Below are 15431 nucleotides of genomic sequence, written 5' to 3'. Positions count from 1 at the left end.
GGTTCCGGGGCCGCCGCGCGAAGGCGTTTGTCAGTGGCTGTGGTGCGTCCCGAGCACGGGCTTGACCGGCGATTTCTCGCCCATGAGCGTTTCATGCGTCATGGGCTGGGGGCGCTTGCGCTTGGCGGCGGCAGTCTCCGGCACGTGCGCCAGCAACCAATAAGTCAACTCGTCGATAACCTTCTCGCGGTCGAGGTCGTTGAGCGTTTCATGAAAGTGACCGGGATACAGCCGAAGCGTCTTGTCCTGCGACCCGGCGTTGCCGTGAAACTGCTCGCTCGCCCACGGCGCGGTGAGCCGGTCGGCGGTGCCGTGGAAGATGTAGAGCGGTAAATGCAGCGCGTCGGCGTTGGCGTGAATGCGCGCCATGGCGTCGAGCAATTCGGCGGCGGTGCGTGCCGGGGTGCCGCGATACGCGTTAAGCGGGTCTTTCTTCGCTGCATCGACCACGGTCTTGTCGCGGGCGATGGCAGCGGGATCGATCTTGAAGACCGGCACCTTAGGTAGCCAGCGCGATACCCAGCGACCGGCCTTCACCATCCACGGCGCGACCGGTTCGCCCGGGGCGAGGGCGGGGCTGCTGAGCATCAGGCCGCTCACGTTCGCGGGCGCGCGCGTGATCGTGTAGAGCGCCGCGATGGCGCCCCCCATGCTATGCCCGAGCAGAAAGAGCGGCGTCGGCCCAAAGGTCGTGCGCACGTGTGTGAGGAAGATCTCGGTGTCGTTAAGGTATTCGTCGAAATGATTGACGTAGACACGCGAGCCTTCCGAGCGTCCATGACCGCGCAGATCGTAGGTGACGGTCGCGATACCGAGCGACGCGAAATGCGCCGCCAGACGCGCGTACCGTCCGCCGTGTTCCCCCATACCGTGCACGATGGCGACCACGGCGCGCAGCGGAGTGTCCGTGTCGCCGTCGGTGTCCGGGTACCAGCTATGGACGTGGAGCATCAGTCCGTCACTGGCTTGCAGGCGCGATTCCGAATGCGTTGTCATGTCTCCTCCTGGCGCGTTGGCCGGGTGACCGTCGTACGTGCGACGGCACATTGATGATCGGGTGCGCCATTCGATCATAGGCCGTCCTGCGCCGGGGGGAATTCTCTAGAGGAAACGCACCACGAGGAAACTGGCTGTGCGTCACGATTTGCATAAAAATAGCACGATCGTTCGGGCTGGCGGGACGCTGGGTAAGCGCGCCCGGCCTGCCTCCGACGCCGTGATCGTAAGGATCGTGTATCCGTGGCTTATTGAAAGCGACACATGAACGATCGCAACAAAATGCCGCAAATATGCACATAATGCGTCATTGGCCGAGTGGTTATAATGGCAGCGGATTGACGTAAACGTAACTTTGGAGCGAGTTCATGAAGATCCTGGTACCGGTCAAACGGGTAGTGGATTACAACGTAAAGGTTCGCGTGAAGAGCGACGGCAGTGGCGTCGACATTGCGAACGTGAAGATGTCGATGAATCCGTTCGACGAAATCGCAGTGGAAGAGGCGGTGCGTCTGAAGGAAGCGGGCGTGGCGACGGAAGTGATCGCGGTGTCGGCGGGCGTGGCCCAGTCGCAGGAGACGCTGCGCACGGCGCTGGCGATCGGTGCGGATCGCGCGATCCTGATCGAGTCTGACGAAGAGTTGCAGCCGCTGGCTGTGGCCAAGCTGCTCAAGGCGCTGGTGGACAAGGAGCAACCGCAACTGGTGATCCTCGGCAAGCAAGCGATCGACGACGATTCCAACCAAACGGGTCAGATGCTCGCGGCACTCGCCAAGTTGCCGCAGGCGACGTTCGCCTCGAAGGTGTCGGTGGCGGATAACCGTGCACAAGTGACGCGCGAAGTGGACGGGGGTCTTGAGACCGTATCGCTGTCGCTGCCGGCGGTGATCACGACGGACCTGCGCCTGAACGAGCCGCGTTACGTGACGCTGCCCAACATCATGAAGGCGAAGAAGAAGCCGCTGGAGACCGTGAAGCCTGCGGATCTGGGCGTGGATGTGAGCCCGCGTCTGAAGACGCTGAAGGTGGCGGAGCCGCCCAAGCGCAGCGCAGGGGTGAAGGTGGCGGACGTAGCAGCGCTCGTCGACAAGCTCAAGACCGAAGCCAAGGTTATCTAAGGGAGACGACGAGATGAGCATTCTGGTCATTGCAGAACACGACAACCAAACCATCAAATCGGCCACCCTCAATACGGTGACGGCAGCGCTGCAATGCGGCGACGACGTGCACGTGCTGGTCGCAGGCAGCAACGCGAAGGCAGCGGCTGACGCGGCTGCGCAGATCGCTGGCGTGAAGAAGGTGCTGCTCGCCGACGCGGCGTACTTCGGCGACGGTCTGGCTGAGAACATCGCCGACGAAGTGGTGTCGATTGCGGGCAACTACTCGCACATCCTGGCCCCGGCCACGGCGTACGGCAAGAACATCGCCCCGCGCGTCGCGGCGTTGCTCGACGTGGCGCAGATCTCGGACATCACGAAGGTCGACAGCGCGGACACGTTCGAGCGCCCGATCTACGCAGGTAATGCGATTGCGACGGTGCAAAGCGCCGATAAGGTGAAGGTGATCACGGTGCGCTCGACGGGCTTCGATCCGGCGGCCGCGACCGGTGGCAGCGCCGCAGTGGAAAGCGTGGCAGCCACGCCGGACGCCGGTGTGTCGCAGTTTGTGGGCCGTGAAGTGACGAAGCTGGACCGTCCGGAACTGACCTCGGCGAAGATCATCGTCTCGGGTGGTCGGGGCCTGGGTAGCGGCGAGAACTACACGAAGGTGCTGGAGCCGCTGGCGGACAAGCTGGGTGCAGCGCTGGGCGCATCGCGCGCAGCGGTCGATGCCGGTTACGTGCCGAACGACTATCAGGTCGGTCAGACGGGCAAGATCGTCGCGCCCCAGCTGTATGTGGCTGTGGGTATCTCGGGTGCGATCCAGCACTTGGCGGGCATGAAGGATTCGAAGGTGATCGTGGCGATCAACAAGGATCCGGAAGCACCGATCTTCTCGGTGGCGGACTACGGTCTGGTGGGCGATCTGTTCACCGTCGTACCGGAACTGACGGGCGCGCTGTAAGCGTCTGACGTAGCATCGAAGTGAAGTTGTGCGGCTGCGAGATTCATCTCTCGCAGCCGATTCGCATGGGGAGGCGTGCAAGTGCGTCTTCATGCGAATCGGTCGAGCATCATCTGCAGTGAAAACAGAACGAACAAAACAATAAGCATCCCGGTAATCGCCACCAACCGAAGGCAATCGGAATCCCTTGGAGGAACGACATGAGTTATCAGGCCCCGATCAAGGACATGCAGTTCGTGATGAACGAACTGGCGGACCTGAACCGCATCGCTGCGCTGCCGGGTTATGAGGACGCCTCGCCCGAACTCGCACAGGCCGTGCTCGAAGAAGCGGCCCGCTTCAATCAGGAAGTGCTCGCACCGCTAAACGTGATCGGCGATCAACAGCCGAGCACGTGGAAGGATGGCGTTGTCACGACCACGCCCGGCTTCAAGGAAGCGTTCCGTCAGTTTTCCGAAGCGGGCTGGCAGGGCGTGGTGCATCCGCAGGAGTTCGGCGGTCAGGGGTTGCCCAAACTCGTCGCCACGCCGTGCACGGAAATGCTCAATGCAGCGAACCTGTCGTTCGCTCTGTGCCCGCTGCTGACCGATGGCGCCGTCGAAGCGTTGCTTACGGCGGGTACCGATGCACAGCGTGCCCTCTACGTCCCGAAGTTGCTCTCGGGCGAGTGGACCGGCACGATGAATCTGACCGAGCCGCAAGCGGGTTCCGATCTCGCGATGGTGCGCACGCGCGCAGAGCGGGAAGGGGACGGTACCTATCGCATTTTCGGCACCAAGATTTTCATCACGTTCGGCGAACACGACATGGCGCAGAACATCGTCCACCTCGTGCTCGCGCGCACACCCGATGCGCCCCCGGGCGTGAAGGGCATCTCGCTGTTCATCGTGCCGAAGTTCAACGTCGACGCCGAGGGCAAGCTCGGCGCGCGTAACGATGTGCACTGCGTGTCCATCGAGCACAAGCTCGGCATCAAAGCGAGCCCGACGGCCGTGCTGCAATTCGGTGACAACGGTGGTGCGACGGGGTATCTCGTCGGCGAAGAAAACCGCGGTCTCGAGTACATGTTCATCATGATGAACGCCGCGCGTTTCGCCGTCGGCATGCAGGGCGTGGCCGTCGCCGAGCGTGCCTATCAGCACGCGGTGGCGTATGCGCGCGATCGTCTGCAAAGCCGTCCGGTGGATGGCTCGTCGCGCGACGCCGTCACGATCATTCATCACCCCGACGTCAAGCGCATGCTGATGACGATGCGCGCGCTGACCGAAGGCGCTCGCACGCTCGCCTACGTGGCGGCGGCGCAGGCCGATATCGGCCATCACGCCGCAGACGCTGCCGAGCGCAAGCGCGCGCAGGCGATCTACGAATTCCTCGTGCCGATCGTGAAGGGCTGGAGCACGGAGATGTCGCTGGAGGTCACGAGCCTTGGCGTACAGGTGCACGGCGGCATGGGCTTCATCGAAGAAACCGGTGCTGCGCAGTACTATCGCGACGCACGCATTCTCCCGATCTACGAAGGCACGACCGCGATTCAGGCGAACGATCTGATCGGTCGCAAGACGCTGCGCGACGGCGGTGCGGTGGCGCGCACGCTGTGCGAGATGGTCGAAGCAACTGAGAACGAGCTGCGCGCAGCGGGCGGTGTGGCGGCATCGGTGGCGGAGCGACTCGCCAAGGGACGTGAAGCGCTGTCGATCGTGATCGACTATATCGTGGCGAACACGCAAGACAACGCCAACGCCGTGTTCGCTGGCAGCGTGCCGTATCTGAAGCTTGCGGGCATCGTGCTGGGCGGCTGGCAGATGGGACGTGCGTTGCTGGCAGCGCAGAAGCTGCGCGATCAGGATCCGTCGTTCTTCGATGCCAAGATCGGCACCGCACGCTTCTTCGCGGATCACATTCTGACGCAGGCGCCAGGTCTGGCGCAGTCGATCACTGAAGGGGCTGACTCGGCCTTGTCACTGAGCGACGCGCAGTTCTGACGCGCAGCGTCGTGCACAAAAGAAAAGGCGGCCTGCGGGTCGCCTTTTCTTTTGTGCACAAACATCGTTGGACGAAAAAAAAGGCACTGCGTGAATCACGCAGTGCCTTGCATTGGGTCCCCGCCTCAGCCGCTAAGCCGGCATCCTGAACCGAAGGTTCAAGGTGGTCGCGGTTAGTAGCGCTTTGGGTTCATCAGACAGAGTGACGCTCACGCCAGCACTACAAACTTCCGCAACCTGCAACAGATCATTGGTTCAAGGAATCTATGACTTTCGCGAACCAGGCAGGGAAAACTAACCTTTCGGACCGGACGTTTGCGGGTGTCTTTCAGTTCTGATACTGATCGATCACTGCGCTCAGTCGTTCGTCCATGAGCTGCATTCTACGCTGAATTTCTTCGGCGGGGAATGCTTGTCCAGCAGCAATACTTTTTTCCAGTGCAAGCAATTCGGATGCCAGGCTCAACGCTGCCATGACGGCAATCCGGTCGGTTCCGCGCACGCTGCTTTGCGCGCGGACTTTGCTCATTTCGGCATCGACGCGCGACACCGAAGCGAGCAGGTCGGCTTCGTGTTCCGGCGGGCAGGCGAGCCGGTACGACTGTTCCAGGATATGAACTTCGAGCTGCTTGATCGTCATGCGTTTTCTCCACCGGGGGCACCGAGCAGATCCATCTGACCCTCAGCGGGGTTCTGCGTGGGAAGCTTTTCAAGGATGGCGTTCAGGCGAACCTGTGCCTCGTCGATCTTGGCGGCAAGCTGATCGCGTTGCAGACGCAAGGCGTCGCGCTCCGTGCGCAATTGCTCAATGGCAGCGCGGGTTTCGTCGCATTCGGCACGCGCGCGGTCGAGTTCCGCGAGCAGCGCTTGATTGTGTTGGTGAAAACGCTGGCTGATAACAACCAGCTGTTCCATTTTGTCGGTGAGATTGTCGAGATCGGTGAGCATCGGGCTGCGTCCTCTTGATTGCCCTACATTCTAACGGAATCGGCGGCCAGTGCCCGACGAACGAGCATTGACGCTCGTTCCAATGGCCCCTACACTTGCGGCACTTCGGTGCTCGCGCACGCCCCCCGGCATGCGCAGTTAAACGGGAAACAGGGAGCCGCGTCCCCACACGGGCTGGCCAACCTGTGCTGCCCCCGCAACGGTAAGTCATTCTTTCGGCCCGAAAGGTTTCCGAAAACGCGCCTCGCCTCCATTGCCACTGTGTGCTATCCGCATGCGGGAAGGCCGGTCAGGCGCCATGATGACCAGCCCGGATACCGGCCCAAGTGAGTGGGGAATCATCCATGCCGCCCGGCCTCGAGCCGCAAGCGGCCTGACGTCGTTTTCATGTGTCGATGCTTCGCATCCGTGACGTGTCACCGGCGCTCCCCTTGCGCCGGCGGCCCGCGGGGGAACGGGTCTAGGCTATAAGAAAACTACGGAAGTCACACCCGACCATGCGCACCCACGTTCGCGCGATGGCGCCGCACGCGCCTGCTTTTGCACGTCTCGCTTCGGCGCCCGCCGCCCGCATTTCCACTAGCATTCCCGCTCCACATCGTCTCGCCATGGCTGCCGCCTTGCTGGCCGCAAGCCTTGGTGCACACGCGCAGTCGAGCGATGCGTCGCTCAACACGACCGTCGTGACGGCTTCGCGCACCGAGCAAAAGCTGGCGGACACGCTCGCCTCCACCTCGGTCATCACGCGCGAGCAGATCGAGCAAAGCCAGGCGCAGGACCTCCCGTCGCTGCTGCGCGGTCAGGCAGGCGTGGAAATTACGCAGAACGGCGGCTTCGGCACGTCGGCCAGCATCTTCATGCGTGGTGCGAACTCGAACTCGTCGCTGGTGCTGATCGACGGCGTGCCCGTCAACTCAGCCACGACCGGTGTGACCAACATCGCCCAGATTCCGGTGTCGCAAATCGACCACATCGAAATCGTGCGCGGCAACGTGTCGGCCCTGTACGGCTCGCAAGCCGTTGGCGGCGTGATCCAGATCTTCACCCGTAAGGGCGACGGCGGCCAGCCCAAGGCTTACGCCGAAGTCGGCTACGGCACGAATAACACCACACAGGCCAACGCCGGTATCGCCGGGTCGTTCGAAGACGGCAAGACGCGCTTCTCGCTGGATGTGTCCCGTTTTCACACCAACGGCATCTCGGCACAGGATCCGCGCTTCGCACCGAAGGTCAACCCGAACCGCAACGGCGACGACAACACCAGCGTGACGGCCTCGCTCTCGCGCAAGTTCGGCGACACATGGGAAGTCGGTGCGCGCCTGTTCCAGAGCGACGGCAGCAGCAGCTACGACAACGCCTTCGGCAAGCCCTCCGATCTGAACGACACCGACGCACGCGTGCGTCAGATCTCGGCGTATGCCAAGGGCAACATCACGGACAAGTGGAACACGCGTTTCACCGTCACGCAGGGCGACGACTACAGCTACAACTACCTGAACGGCAAGGGCAACGGCAACTTCCATACGTCGAACAACCAGATCGACTGGGCCAACGAATATGCCTTCATGCCGGATCACAAGCTGATCGCCGGTTATACGCGTCAGGAACAGACGGTCGAAGGCAGCACGACCTACAACCACAACAATCGCCATCTCGACTCGTTCTACGTCGGTTATGAAGGGGTCTTCGCGCAGAAGCACGAAGTGCAGGCCACCGTGCGCCGCGACATCTATTCGGACTTCGGCGGGGCGAACAGCTACTGGGTCGGTTACGGCTACAAGCTGACCGAGCAGTGGAGGCTGATGGCCAACGCGTCGGACGGTTTCCGTGCGCCGACCTTCAACGAACTGTTCTACCCGGGCTACGGCAATCCGAACCTGCAACCGGAGCGTTCGATCTCGAAGGAACTCGCCGTCCAGTTCTACGACCCGGCCTTCGGTCTCGCGAAACTGGCGCTGTTCCGCACGAGCTACACGAACCTGATCCAGTCGCTGTCCGTATTCCCGTACACGGCTGCGAACGTGGCGAACGCGCGCGTCGAAGGGCTTGAGCTGACCTATCAGGGCAAGATTCAGTGGACGGGCACCGACGTTCGCGCATCGTTCACGCGTCAGAACCCGACCGATCTCGATGCCAACAAGGTGCTTGCCCGCCGCGCAAGGCAATACGCGTCGTTCGGTGTGACGCAGAAATTCCTCGGCAAGTACTCGGTCGGTGGCGATGTCTATTACAGTGGCGAGCGTTACGATACGGGCGGCCAGCATCTCGGCGCATACACGCTCGTGAACTTGCAGGCACGCTACGATATCGACAAATCCTGGTACGTCTCGGCGCATCTGGACAACGTTTTCAACAAGAACTACCAGACGGTCTATGGCTACAACACCCTCGGACGCGCAATTTACGTCTCGCTTGGCTGGAAGCAGTTCTGACGACGTCCCGGCGGGACGTGACGCCGCATGACGCTGCGTCGCGCCCTCGCCATCTGGACGGGACTGGCGGGCATCGCGCTGGCCGCGCTCGTTGCGTCGCTCATGCTCGGGAGCGTGCCGGTTTCGTTGCGTGAGATCGGTGCGCTCGCGCTCGGCCACGACGCCGGTCTCGCTGGCGACGTGGTCTGGCGGCTGCGTCTGCCGCGCGCGCTCGCCGCATTCGCCTGCGGTGGCTCGCTGGCGGTGGCTGGCACGCTCATGCAAACGCTGCTGCGCAACCCGCTCGCCGACCCGTACGTGCTCGGTATCTCCGGTGGCGCAGGTGTCGCGGCGCTGGCGTCGCTGGCGCTCATGCTGCCGTTTTTCTGGGTGCAGACGAGCGCGTTCCTCGGTGCACTCGCCGCCATCGCGATTGTGATGGGCCTCTCGCACCGCAGTTTTTTGCACCCTGGCGATCAGGACAGCAGTACCAAACTGTTGCTCACCGGCGTGATGATGGCCGCCGGTTTCGGCGCACTTTCCACCCTGATTCTCACGCTCGCGCCCGACGCGAGTCTGCGCGGCATGCTGTTCTGGCTGACGGGCGATCTGAATGGCGTGGATCGCGCGTCGCTGCCGCTAATCGCACTGGCCGTGACCTTGCTCATCGTGTGCCCGGTCGCCCATCGGCTGAACGTGCTGCTGCGCGGCGAGGCCGTGGCTCAGGCCGTCGGTGTCGCCGTCGGCCCGTTGCGCGCACGCATCTATCTGGCAGCGTCGCTTGCGACGGCTGTCGCTGTGACGACCGCAGGCAGCATCGGCTTTGTCGGGCTTGTGGTGCCGCACATTCTGCGACTGCGCTTCGGCAACGATCAGCGCATGTTGATTCCGGCGGCCGCGCTCGGCGGCGGCGCGTTGCTGATGCTCGCCGATCTGGTCGCACGCACCGTAATCGCACCGACGCAACTCCCGGTCGGCGTCATCACGGCGATGATCGGCGTGCCCGTGTTCCTGTGGCTGCTCTCGCGACGGGTGATTCGATGACATCCATGCCGACAGCGAACCCGATAACGAACCCAACGGCGAACGCAGCGATGTTGCAAACGCACGCGCTGACGCTGCGTGCGGGCGAGCGCGTGCTCGTCGACTGGCTGGATCTGGCGATTGCGCCGGGCGAGTGCTGGTGTCTGGCCGGACCGAACGGCGCGGGCAAGACGACGCTGCTCGGCACGCTGGCGGGGCTGCGTCCCATTGACGACAAGCCACAGCGTGACGCCACCATCACCGCCAGCGGACGTGTGGACATCGCAGGCAAGTCGCTCGCGCAATGGCGTCCGGCGCCGCTGGCGAAAGTGCGCGCGCTCATGCCTCAGCAGAGTCGCGACGCGTTCGGCGCGACCGCGCTGGAGGTCGTGCTGGCGGGCCGTCATCCGTATCTCGCACAGGGCCGCTGGGGCGCATGGGAGTCCGACGACGACGTCGCGCTGGCCATCGAAGCACTCGCGCAGGTTGGGCTGGAAGACTTCGCGTCGCGCGACGTCACGACGCTCTCGGGCGGCGAGCGTCAGCGTGTCTCGCTCGCTGCGGTGATTGCGCAGGCCACGCCGTTGCTGTTGCTCGACGAACCCGTATCGCATCTCGATCTGCATCATCAGATCGACGCGCTCGAACTGCTCGCTCGCCATGCGCAGCGTGACGATTGCGCCGTGGTTTTTTCGTGTCACGATCTCAACCTCGCGCGTCGCTTTGCCACGCATGCTCTCTTGCTCGACGGCCGTGGCGGCTGGCGTGCCGGTCCGGTGCAGGAAGTGCTATCGGCTGAGTATTGCAGCGACGCGTTCGGCTATGCGCTGCGTTTGATTCGCGATGGCGACGACGAGGCGCTCGTGCCGGTGCGGCGCACATGATTGACGTAGTGGGGCACGTCCCCTCATTTCCGTATTCGACTTGATTGACAGGTGCTGTCCATGACCCAGGAAACTCCGAAATCCGACGCGCTTTGCGCTGACACCGGCGTCGATGCAAATGCCGACGATGGCCGCAATGAACGCCATCGCACGCGCATGGTGCGCAAGAAAGCGGTCATCGACGAGAAGATCGAGAAAGCGCAGCGCGACTGCGGCGTGATCGTCATTACGACCGGCAACGGGAAGGGTAAATCCAGTTCGGGCTTCGGCATGGTCGTGCGGGCGATGGGGCACGGCATGAAGACCGGCGTCGTGCAGTTCATCAAGGGCGCTATCCCCACGGGCGAGGAGAAATTCCTGCGTCGCTTCCCCGAAGAATGCGAGTTTCACGTGATGGGCGAAGGCTACACGTGGGAGACGCAGGATCGCGCGCGCGATATCGCCAAGGCCGAAGCGGCGTGGGAGCAGGCGCGCCGCATGTTGCAGGATGCGTCCTTCGGTCTGGTGTTGTTCGACGAGTTGAACATCGCCCTCAAACTCGGCTATCTCGACGTGAACACTGTGATCGCGGACTTGCAGGCGCGTCCCGACATGCAGCACGTGGTGATCACCGGGCGTGGCGCGCCGCAGGCGCTCATCGATGCGGCCAACACCGTGACCGACATGACGCCCGTAAAGCATGCGTTTGCCGACGGCATCCGCGCGCAGCCTGGCGTCGAAATGTAATTCCAGTCTCACTGCTCATCGTTTCAGGACGTTCCCGTATGACCGCATTCAGCCCCTTGCTGGCAGAACTCTTCGACATCGCTGCGTCATCCACGGCCATGGATGCCGCGCTCCAGCATGCCATCGACATCAAGACGAAGCCGCCCGGCAGTCTCGGCGCACTGGAGCGCGTGGCGCACCGGATCGGTCGCATTCAGCAGAGCGCGACGCCGGAACTCACGCGTCCCGCCATGCTGGTGTTCGCAGGCGATCACGGCGTTGTGGCCGCTGGCGTGAGCCCCTATCCGCAGGCCGTGACGGCGCAGATGGTGCTCAACTTCCTGCGCGGCGGCGCAGCCATCAATGTCTTCTGCCGCGCTGGCGGCATCGAGATGGAAGTGATCAATGCGGGCGTGGCGGCGGACTTTCCGGCCCATGCGTCGCTCGTGGACATTCCCGTCGCGCGCGGCACGCAGAACTTCGTCGACATGCCCGCGATGACGCGCGAGCAACTGGAGACGGCGCTTGCCGCCGGGGCCGCGCGTGTGGTGGCGCATGCGTCGCGCGGCACGCGCATGATCGGCTTCGGCGAGATGGGCATTGGTAACACGTCGGCCGCAGCCTGTCTGATGCAGCGTCTGACGGGGTTGCCGCTCGCGGACTGCGTCGGTCGTGGCACAGGTGTCGACGACGCTGGGCTCGCCCGCAAGACGGCCGTGCTCGAGCGCGCGCTGGCGACGCATCCGGCAACCGGTGACACGCCTGACCCGCTCGACACGCTTGCGACCTTCGGCGGCTTCGAAATTGCGATGATGACCGGCGCGTATCTCGCTGCCGCGAAGCTCGGCCTTGTGATCGTGGTGGACGGCTTCATCAGCACATCGGCACTGCTGGTCGCCGCGCGCGTTGCACCTGCGGTGCTCGATTACTGCGTGTTCGCGCACGCGTCGGACGAAACCGGGCATCGCGCCATGCTCGACGCACTGGGTGCTGAGCCACTGCTGCAATTGGGGCTGCGTCTCGGAGAAGGCACGGGCGCGGCGCTCGCGATGCCGTTGATTCAGGCGGCTGCGGCGTTCCTGCGCGAGATGGCGACGTTCGAAGGCGCGGGCGTGAGTGATCGTGAGTGATCGCGAGCGATCGCAATTGACATCGATTGAGTACGAGACAACCAACGAATGACGACCTCCGCCCCTGATCCCTCCGACGACACCGTACCGCGCACGCATGTGCCTGTGGTGCAGGATCCCGCACGGGTGTCGTTCGGCGGATTCCAGGGGCAGTTGCGTCTGTTCCTGACCGCGCTCGGATTCTTCACGCGTGTGCCGATCCCACAGTGGGTCGGTTACTCGCCTGAGCAACTGAACGCCGCGACGCGTTATTTCCCGCTCGTCGGCGTGTTCGTCGGCGCGCTGGTGGCAACGCTGACGGTGGCGATGGGACACGTCTGGTCACCGCATCTCGCCATTGCGCTGGGGCTTGGCGTGAGCGTACTGCTCACGGGCGCATTTCACGAAGACGGTCTGGCCGATTCCGTCGACGCTTTCGGCGGGGCGTTCGAGCGCGAGCGCTTGCTGGAGATCATGCACGATTCGCGCATCGGGACTTACGGTGCTGTGGCGTTGTGGCTGGCGCTGGCGCTCAAGTGGCAGGCGCTCGTCGACATTCAGGCGTCGCACGGATGGAGTGGCTTTGCCGTGGTGCTGATCGGCGCGCATGCGGCGAGTCGCAGCATGGCGATCAGTCTGTTGCGGGCACTCGACTACGTGCGTCCCGAAGGCAAGGCGAAGCCGGTGGCGCAACGGCTGAGTCTCTCAGGACTGATGTTCGGCGTACTTTGCAGCGCGCCTTGGTGGGTGTGGCCGGACTGGCGCGCCGGTGTGACGGGCGTGGTGGTCCTGATCGCATTGCGCGCGGCGTTCATCCGCTATCTGCGCCGCCGCCTCGGTGGCTACACCGGCGACACGCTCGGCTTCGCACAGCAACTCGGCGAGCTGGCGCTCTATCTCACGGTGTGCGCATGGATTTGATTCTGGTGCGTCATCCGCAGCCGGATGTGGCGTCTGGTGTCTGCTACGGTCAGACGGATGTGCCGCTGATCGAACCCATCCAGCATGGGACGCTGGTCGCGCGAATTCGCAGTGCCATCGGCGACCGGCCGCTGAGCGCAGTGCACAGCAGTCATCTGGCGCGCGCGCGAATCCCGGCACGTTGGTTGTCGTCGATGTTCCATGCGCCGCATTACGTGGACACCCGCCTCGCCGAAATGCACTTCGGCGAGTGGGAAATGCGTGCGTGGGACGAGATCGATCGCAGTGTGCTCGATGCATGGGCACAAAACGTCGGTGGCTTTGCGCCGCCCGGCGGTGAGTCGGCCCGCGACGTTGTGCTGCGCGTGGACGCGTGGGCGCGCGAGTTGCGCTCGCAAGCATCGGACAAAGACGAGGTGCACGTTGTGATCGGCCACGCCGGGCCGATCCGTCTGCACATCGCCACGGCATTGCGTCTGCCGACGGCCACATGTCTATCCTGGGCACTCGACTTCGGCGGCATCTGTCATCTGCATATTGCAGACGACGGCAACGCGCGCCTGATTCACTGGAACGTGCAAACGAACGTGTAACCGCACGCTGCTGCTCGCATTACTTCACCGCTGCTCCCTTTACTTCGCAACTGCCGTGCGACGCGAGCGTGCGATATCGAGGTCTTCGCACATAGTGCGTGCGCCATCGAGAATGCGCGGGCTGGGACGGTTGATGAGGTCGCCGTCGATACCGAATAGATTGTTGCGCGCGACGGCGGGGAGTTGCGGCCACTTGCGCCAGTTATCCAGCGTAGCCAGCGGCTTGTCGGACTTCGTTGCCCCGGGCGTCGCGGTGAACATCGCTTCCGGCGCTTTGGCCAACACCGCTTCGATGGACACGCGCGGCACCAGCGCCGGTTCGTCCGCGAAGACATTCACGCCGCCGCACAGGCGGATGACGTCGCTCACCATATGCGTGCCGTTCAGCGTCATGAGCGGCTGCGTCCACACCTGATAGAACACCGGCACCGGCGCGCGCGACGCATATTGCTTGCGCAACGTCTCATAGCGCGCGCGGAAGGCCTCGGCCGATACCTTCGCCTTGGCAGGCGTGCCCATCAGCGTGCCGAGCGTTTCAATGGCCGCAGGCAGATCCGTCAGATGCTTCGGCTCCGAATAGAACACGGGCAACTTCAACTGGCGCAACGCCTCGACCTGACGCTGCGAATTGCCGTGCATCCACACGACGAGCAGATCGGGCTTGAGCGCGAGAATGCGTTCGAGATCGAGTGCGCTGTTGTCGCCCACGTGCGGCAAGCGCTGCGCCGCCTCCGGATAGTCGGAGTACTTCACCACGCCTACGACCTTGTCGCCCGCACCGGCGGCGAACAGCAACTCCGTGGCGTGCGGCGACAGACTCACCACGCGCTGCGCCGGGGCGGGCAGCGTGACAGTCGCGCCGGAGTCGTCCTTCACGGAGACAGCGGCGTGCGCGCCCGACAGAGGCGCGCCTGCGAAGCAAGCGAAGGCGAGGGCAAGCGTTTGAGTGCGCAGGCGGGTGAGCATGGCCGGGCGGGGCAGCGATATCAGCGACATGGGACGATGCGTTCGATGAGCGCGAAGCGAGGCGGGTGTAAGGGCTGGCGGGTGTGAGACGCGTCAACAAAGGAAACGTCGAAAAATGAGATCATTCCCGCCACGGACTCGCCATTTTCTGCGGGTTGGGGCGCGACGACAAGCATTTGAAAGACCGTCCTGCGAACCGATGTCACGCAAGGGCTGTCGAATGATGCGTGGCATTTGGCGGCATGTCAGCCGTGCCGGATAGAACTGAAGGAGTCGATGTCGTGAAACGAAACATGGGAATAGTGGGCGCTGCGGCGCTGGTGGTAGTCGCGATGCTCGCCGGATGCGCTGCGCCGGGCGGCGGGGCTGGCTCGGGAACCAGTGCAACGAGCACTAGCAAAGTGCAGGCCTACGGCGTGCTCGACGCCGGTGTGGCCGTGGTGCGGTAACGCGCCAACGTGCCAACGTACCAAAGCGACTGCGCCCCCTGACGCCGGAGCGTTCAGGGGGCGCAGTGTCTAACGCGGTGCTGCGTTAGTTCGATGCCGGAGCGGGGGCCGTGGCGCCTGCGTCCGATGCCGGAGCGCTCATTGCGCCGCCGCCTGCATCGCTGGCCGCAGCCGGTGCGGTCGTTGTCGTGTCAGCTGCCGGAGCGGCCGATTGGTCTTCTTTTTTGGAGCAACCCACCGTCACGACAGTGGCGGTCAGAAGCGTGGCGAGCAACAGAGGCAGTTTTTTCATTTGGTCGTCCTTTTGATTGGGAAAGCCCTTGCGAAAGAACCTTCAGTCTAGCGGCGCCCTTCGGCGATGACTGTGTGCATTTGTTGCA

The 15431-nt window shown here is 63.5% G+C and carries 16 protein-coding genes, 1 other RNA gene and 1 riboswitch; of the genes, 11 read left to right on the top strand and 6 right to left on the bottom strand.

From position 1 onward, the window contains the following. Positions 1-30: 30 nt before the first annotated feature. Positions 31-996, bottom strand: a complete 966-nt coding sequence (locus NA29_RS17750; protein ID WP_072633319.1) for an alpha/beta hydrolase — start codon at positions 994-996, stop codon at positions 31-33. A gap of 368 nt (positions 997-1364) precedes the next feature. Between NA29_RS17750 and NA29_RS17745 the strand changes: the two genes are divergently transcribed. The 3 genes from NA29_RS17745 to NA29_RS17735 all read left to right on the top strand — a co-directional run bounded on the left by NA29_RS17745 (position 1365) and on the right by NA29_RS17735 (position 5042). Further along, positions 1365-2114: an electron transfer flavoprotein subunit beta/FixA family protein gene (locus NA29_RS17745; protein WP_039399700.1), complete on the top strand. Its 750-nt coding sequence runs from the start codon at positions 1365-1367 to the stop codon at positions 2112-2114. 13 nt (positions 2115-2127) lie between these two features. Continuing rightward, positions 2128-3060 (top strand): electron transfer flavoprotein subunit alpha/FixB family protein, encoded by a 933-nt coding sequence (locus NA29_RS17740; protein ID WP_039400045.1) that lies wholly within the window; start codon positions 2128-2130, stop codon positions 3058-3060. A 200-nt stretch (positions 3061-3260) separates the two neighbouring features. Continuing rightward, on the top strand, positions 3261-5042 hold the full coding sequence (locus NA29_RS17735) for an acyl-CoA dehydrogenase (RefSeq protein ID WP_039400043.1): 1782 nt from the start codon (positions 3261-3263) through the stop codon (positions 5040-5042). A gap of 113 nt (positions 5043-5155) precedes the next feature. On the opposite strand, the gene ssrS is transcribed toward NA29_RS17735, so the two are convergent. From ssrS to NA29_RS17720, 3 genes are all read right to left on the bottom strand, one after another. Continuing rightward, a non-coding RNA gene (gene ssrS, locus NA29_RS17730) (6S RNA) lies at positions 5156-5336 on the bottom strand. A 34-nt stretch (positions 5337-5370) separates the two neighbouring features. Continuing rightward, positions 5371-5682 (bottom strand): cell division protein ZapA, encoded by a 312-nt coding sequence (locus NA29_RS17725; RefSeq protein ID WP_039400039.1) that lies wholly within the window; start codon positions 5680-5682, stop codon positions 5371-5373. Beyond that, entirely contained in the window at positions 5679-5990 is a 312-nt protein-coding gene (locus NA29_RS17720; protein ID WP_039400036.1) for a hypothetical protein, read from the bottom strand. The genes NA29_RS17725 and NA29_RS17720 overlap by 4 nt, the downstream gene beginning before the upstream one ends. Before the next feature lie 89 nt (positions 5991-6079). Continuing rightward, positions 6080-6330: riboswitch (cobalamin riboswitch) on the top strand. Positions 6331-6598: 268 nt separating this feature from the next. On the opposite strand from NA29_RS17720, the gene NA29_RS17715 reads away from it, so the two are divergent. From NA29_RS17715 to cobC, 7 genes are all read left to right on the top strand, one after another. After that, positions 6599-8422, top strand: a complete 1824-nt coding sequence (locus NA29_RS17715) for a TonB-dependent receptor plug domain-containing protein (protein WP_052253296.1) — start codon at positions 6599-6601, stop codon at positions 8420-8422. Positions 8423-8449: 27 nt separating this feature from the next. Further along, positions 8450-9445 (top strand): FecCD family ABC transporter permease, encoded by a 996-nt coding sequence (locus NA29_RS17710; RefSeq protein ID WP_039400031.1) that lies wholly within the window; start codon positions 8450-8452, stop codon positions 9443-9445. 50 nt (positions 9446-9495) lie between these two features. Continuing rightward, complete coding sequence (locus NA29_RS17705; protein ID WP_039403930.1) at positions 9496-10308, top strand: ABC transporter ATP-binding protein; 813 nt, start codon at positions 9496-9498, stop codon at positions 10306-10308. Positions 10309-10464: 156 nt separating this feature from the next. After that, entirely contained in the window at positions 10465-11034 is a 570-nt protein-coding gene (gene cobO, locus NA29_RS17700) for a cob(I)yrinic acid a,c-diamide adenosyltransferase (protein ID WP_231965188.1), read from the top strand. Positions 11035-11072: 38 nt separating this feature from the next. Then, entirely contained in the window at positions 11073-12143 is a 1071-nt protein-coding gene (gene cobT, locus NA29_RS17695; protein WP_039400029.1) for a nicotinate-nucleotide--dimethylbenzimidazole phosphoribosyltransferase, read from the top strand. A 48-nt stretch (positions 12144-12191) separates the two neighbouring features. Further along, positions 12192-13043 (top strand): adenosylcobinamide-GDP ribazoletransferase, encoded by an 852-nt coding sequence (locus NA29_RS17690; RefSeq protein ID WP_084103895.1) that lies wholly within the window; start codon positions 12192-12194, stop codon positions 13041-13043. Continuing rightward, positions 13034-13636 carry an alpha-ribazole phosphatase family protein gene (gene cobC / locus NA29_RS17685; protein WP_039400027.1) on the top strand — a complete coding sequence of 201 codons (603 nt, stop codon included), beginning with the start codon at positions 13034-13036 and terminating at the stop codon, positions 13634-13636. The genes NA29_RS17690 and cobC overlap by 10 nt, the downstream gene beginning before the upstream one ends. A gap of 39 nt (positions 13637-13675) precedes the next feature. Here the strand turns inward: cobC and NA29_RS17680 are convergent, their stop codons facing one another. Then, positions 13676-14602, bottom strand: a complete 927-nt coding sequence (locus NA29_RS17680) for a cobalamin-binding protein (RefSeq protein ID WP_039403927.1) — start codon at positions 14600-14602, stop codon at positions 13676-13678. Positions 14603-14883: 281 nt separating this feature from the next. Here NA29_RS17680 and NA29_RS25835 point away from each other — a divergent pair, with 281 nt between their 5' ends. Continuing rightward, positions 14884-15051, top strand: a complete 168-nt coding sequence (locus NA29_RS25835; protein WP_157127421.1) for a hypothetical protein — start codon at positions 14884-14886, stop codon at positions 15049-15051. Between the two features lie 85 nt (positions 15052-15136). Here NA29_RS25835 and NA29_RS17675 read toward each other — a convergent pair whose 3' ends face one another. Beyond that, on the bottom strand, positions 15137-15343 hold the full coding sequence (locus NA29_RS17675) for a hypothetical protein (protein ID WP_039400025.1): 207 nt from the start codon (positions 15341-15343) through the stop codon (positions 15137-15139). Positions 15344-15431 lie beyond the last annotated feature (88 nt).

The organism is Pandoraea sputorum, from assembly GCF_000814845.2.
Classification (GTDB): Bacteria; Pseudomonadota; Gammaproteobacteria; order Burkholderiales; family Burkholderiaceae; genus Pandoraea; species Pandoraea sputorum.
Note: the sequence above shows the minus strand (reverse complement) of the source record. Positions and strands in the feature narration are given on the sequence as shown.

Coding starts and splice junctions, on each gene's coding strand:
- NA29_RS17750 (WP_072633319.1), bottom strand. CDS start 996: ATGACAACGCATTCGGAATCGCGCCTGCAAGCCAGTGACGGACTGATG.
- NA29_RS17745 (WP_039399700.1), top strand. CDS start 1,365: ATGAAGATCCTGGTACCGGTCAAACGGGTAGTGGATTACAACGTAAAG.
- NA29_RS17740 (WP_039400045.1), top strand. CDS start 2,128: ATGAGCATTCTGGTCATTGCAGAACACGACAACCAAACCATCAAATCG.
- NA29_RS17735 (WP_039400043.1), top strand. CDS start 3,261: ATGAGTTATCAGGCCCCGATCAAGGACATGCAGTTCGTGATGAACGAA.
- NA29_RS17725 (WP_039400039.1), bottom strand. CDS start 5,682: ATGACGATCAAGCAGCTCGAAGTTCATATCCTGGAACAGTCGTACCGG.
- NA29_RS17720 (WP_039400036.1), bottom strand. CDS start 5,990: ATGCTCACCGATCTCGACAATCTCACCGACAAAATGGAACAGCTGGTT.
- NA29_RS17715 (WP_052253296.1), top strand. CDS start 6,599: ATGGCTGCCGCCTTGCTGGCCGCAAGCCTTGGTGCACACGCGCAGTCG.
- NA29_RS17710 (WP_039400031.1), top strand. CDS start 8,450: ATGACGCTGCGTCGCGCCCTCGCCATCTGGACGGGACTGGCGGGCATC.
- NA29_RS17705 (WP_039403930.1), top strand. CDS start 9,496: ATGTTGCAAACGCACGCGCTGACGCTGCGTGCGGGCGAGCGCGTGCTC.
- cobO (WP_231965188.1), top strand. CDS start 10,465: ATGGTGCGCAAGAAAGCGGTCATCGACGAGAAGATCGAGAAAGCGCAG.
- cobT (WP_039400029.1), top strand. CDS start 11,073: ATGACCGCATTCAGCCCCTTGCTGGCAGAACTCTTCGACATCGCTGCG.
- NA29_RS17690 (WP_084103895.1), top strand. CDS start 12,192: ATGACGACCTCCGCCCCTGATCCCTCCGACGACACCGTACCGCGCACG.
- cobC (WP_039400027.1), top strand. CDS start 13,034: ATGGATTTGATTCTGGTGCGTCATCCGCAGCCGGATGTGGCGTCTGGT.
- NA29_RS17680 (WP_039403927.1), bottom strand. CDS start 14,602: ATGCTCACCCGCCTGCGCACTCAAACGCTTGCCCTCGCCTTCGCTTGC.
- NA29_RS17675 (WP_039400025.1), bottom strand. CDS start 15,343: ATGAAAAAACTGCCTCTGTTGCTCGCCACGCTTCTGACCGCCACTGTC.